Source organism: Streptomyces sp. NPDC005574 (assembly GCF_040605435.1).
Classification (GTDB): Bacteria; Actinomycetota; Actinomycetes; order Streptomycetales; family Streptomycetaceae; genus Streptomyces.
In genome coordinates this window covers 1-2,205 of sequence record NZ_JBEXCW010000265.1, presented here as the reverse complement: position 1 = coordinate 2,205, position 2,205 = coordinate 1, and the positions used below count along the sequence as shown (strand labels likewise).

2 protein-coding genes are annotated in these 2,205 nt (G+C 66.3%); one reads left to right on the top strand and one right to left on the bottom strand.

The genetic code is table 11. The features are described 5' to 3' along the window. The first annotated feature begins 215 nt into the window (after positions 1 to 215). Positions 216 to 848: a DUF6368 family protein gene (locus tag ABZT03_RS43905; protein ID WP_356049883.1), complete on the top strand. Its 633-nt coding sequence runs from the start codon at positions 216 to 218 to the stop codon at positions 846 to 848. Between the two features lie 60 nt (positions 849 to 908). On the opposite strand, the gene ABZT03_RS43900 is transcribed toward ABZT03_RS43905, so the two are convergent. Then, positions 909 to 2,027 carry an IS630 family transposase gene (locus ABZT03_RS43900; protein ID WP_356049881.1) on the bottom strand — a complete coding sequence of 373 codons (1,119 nt, stop codon included), beginning with the start codon at positions 2,025 to 2,027 and terminating at the stop codon, positions 909 to 911. Between the last annotated feature and the right edge of the window lie 178 nt (positions 2,028 to 2,205).

Genomic DNA, 2,205 nt, shown 5'->3' with positions numbered 1-2,205 from the left:
TCTCGCCACTGGAGTTCGAACAGCAGCATCAGAGCCCGGTTACACTCTCCCTCACGGCATGAAACCCCTGTGTCCACACTCCGGGGGTCACCTCAGTTGTCCCTTGAGTGGTTCTGCCCCGTTTTGATGTGGCTAGTGCTCTGACCGCATAGGTTCGCCGGGGTGGCGGCGTCGGTGCTCGGACCCCGAGGAGCCGAGCAAACTAGGCTCCCGGCATGTCTGGTCCGACGTTGGTGATCGATTTGGCGGAGCCGCTCTCTCCGGCTGCGCTGCAAGAGTTCCGCGCGTTGATGGTGGGGCTCTCCTCCCACTTCGCCGAGAAGCGGCCCGGGTTCTTCGACGTCAACGTGCCCGCAGAGCGACTGGGCGTCGAGGACAGGCGAGAGGAGGACTGGCGAGAGCCGTTCCCGCTTCCACTCCTCGGCAACACCAGCGCGGACGAGGAGCTCACGGCCCTGGTGGGATTCAACCCGCAGCGCGAGGACTGGCGTCGGCCCTTCCTGGTCTACTTGATGGGGCCTGGTGTCGGCGATGAGAGCATCTTCGAGGCTGAGCACGCGGACGAGCCCGAGGTGGAGGCCGTCCTTGGCTTCAGGCCGACCCATGCCGTCAATGTCAGCGCCTGCTGCAATCGCGAGATCGACCACGTGACCACGGCCCTGCTGACCGCTGCTGTCATGGACGTCATCGGGGGCGTGGTCAAGGCCGAGCTGCTGGATGGACAGGCGTCGGTCGTCGCTGGCCTTCCGGGGATGTTGGGGATCGCGGACGACGACTGGACGGTGCTGGGAACGGCGGAGTTCCTGCGGGCCTGGGTTGGGCACCCCGCCTTCCGGCTGCTCAAGTAGCCCAGACAGATCCGCGGCAGAGGTGACGCTGCGACCTGGAACGTTCGCCATGTTGTTTGATCATGCAGCGAGAGCGGGTCGGCCGCCCCAGCGGATGCCTTTCTCGCTGCGGATGCGGGCACGTTCCTTGCGTTCGGCGGCCAGGACGTCGTGGTGGCGGGCGTTGGCGTTGCGCCAGCGGAGGTAAGCGTGCAGGGACCGGGTCTGCACGGTGTGGTTGGGGTGGTGGGAGTTGGCGATGGTGAACTGCCGCAGCGGTCCGAAGTGCGCTTCGATCGGGTTCGCCCAGGAGGCGTAGGTCGGGGTGAAACATAGCTCGACCTTGTGTTTCTTCGCCCAGCGGCGGATGTCGGCGCCTTGGTGGGCGGACAGGTTGTCCAGGATCACGTAGATCGGGGCGCCGTCGGGCCGGGCAGTTCGGATCGATTTCAGCGCGGCCAGCGTGTTCACGGCTCCCTTCTTGTGCCGGTTCACGCCCCACAGGCGGTCGTCACCCACTGAGTAGCAGCCGTGGAAATACCGGACTCCGTGAGTGCGGTGGTAGGTGGCCGGCAGCCGGTTGGGACGCCGTTGTTCGGCCCAGCCCGAGCCCGCGGTGGGCCGGATCCCGAGCGGGCCGAACTCGTCGAAGGCGAACACCCGGTCCGGGAAGCGGTCCAGGACGTGCTCGATACGGTCCAGCTTCGTTTCCCGGTCGGGGTCCGGGGACTCCTTCCAGGTCTTGGTGCGCTGGAAGGTGACGCCGCGGCGGACGAGCAGGCACCGTAACGCCTCACGGCCGATGCGGATCACCCGGCCGTGAACTTTGCGCAGGTAGGCGACCAGCTTGCGCAGCGACCAGCGGGTAAACGGCTGGCCGAGTTTGACCGGGCGGGTAGTAGCCGTCGCGATGACGAAGTTCTCGTCGTCATCGCTGAGTTGGCGGGGACGGCCTCCCGCCCACCGAGGGTCCAGGCAGGCCAGGCCCTTCTCATTGAATGCGTGGATCACATCCCGGACGGTGTCCTCGTCGGCCTGCACCAGCTGGGCGATCACCGGCACTCGGTTCCCGCCGGCCGAGGCCAGCAGCATCATCGCCCGCCGGTAGCGAACTGAGCTGGTACTGCCCCGGCGCACGATCTGCTGCAGCTTCTGCCCCTCCTGGTCGGTCAGTCTGCGCACACGGACGGGCTCGGCCACTGTGCCTCCAGCGGTCGGATCGGATGTCACCGCACATCCAACCGCCACGACCACCGACCCGGCGAACCTATGCGGTCAGAGCACTAGTTGCAGGACGAGCGCGACTTCTGATGATCTTTCAGGTCTCTACGCCAAAAGATCGTCACAGGAGTCGCGCTCGTGCCCGTATCTTCGCCGA

Coding starts and splice junctions, on each gene's coding strand:
- ABZT03_RS43905 (WP_356049883.1), top strand. CDS start 216: ATGTCTGGTCCGACGTTGGTGATCGATTTGGCGGAGCCGCTCTCTCCG.